Annotated in this window: 1 pseudogene; it reads left to right on the top strand. The window is 62.9% G+C overall.

The features are described 5' to 3' along the window. Nucleotides 1–94: 94 nt before the first annotated feature. A pseudogene (locus tag AC4HNJ_RS21550) lies at nt 95–633 on the top strand (hypothetical protein); the annotation flags it as partial.

The following is a 633-nucleotide window of genomic DNA, read 5'->3' as shown; positions in this document are numbered from 1 at the left end:
TCCTCCGCGATGTCGCCGATGCACAAGGCCGGGCCACGCTGCAAAAGGGCCTGAACCTCGATGGCCTGACGATCCTGTGGAAGAACCTGAAACCATGAGTCCTGAAAAAAAATGGCGCACGCTTCCGATCGAACACAACGCCGACGGCAGCATCTCCGCCTCGACCTTCCTCTCGCCCGCCGACGATACATCCTACGGCGTGATGTGCATCCCGCCCAGCACGGTCGTGCCGGTGATCTTTGTCCCCGGCATCATGGGCTCCAACCTGCGCGACAAGAAAACCAAGGAATCGGTGTGGAACGTCAACTCCACCCTGGCGATCCTGATGCAATGGATTTTCCGCTCGGCCAAGACGCGCCAGGGCAAGCTCGTGCCCGATGCCGCCGAAGTGGATGATCGCGGCGAATGGTATGGCCCCAGCGCCACCGTGCCGAACGAAGACGTCGCCAAAGTGCGCGGGCAAGGCACCGCTTCGCGCGCGTCCTACGGCGCCTTCGTGCGCTGGCTGGACGATCAGCTCAATGGCCTGGTCGTCAAAGACGAGGCCACCGCCGTCTTCGAAGACGACCATCCCGGTCACGTATCGCCATGGCAGGGCTTCGTGGACGGTCCGCATGCGCAGCAGACCTGGCA

It is taken from the genome of Dyella sp. SYSU CM1112 (genome assembly GCF_058216415.1).
The sequence above is the reverse complement of the archived record's forward strand: the minus strand, read 5'-3'. Positions and strand labels throughout refer to the sequence as shown.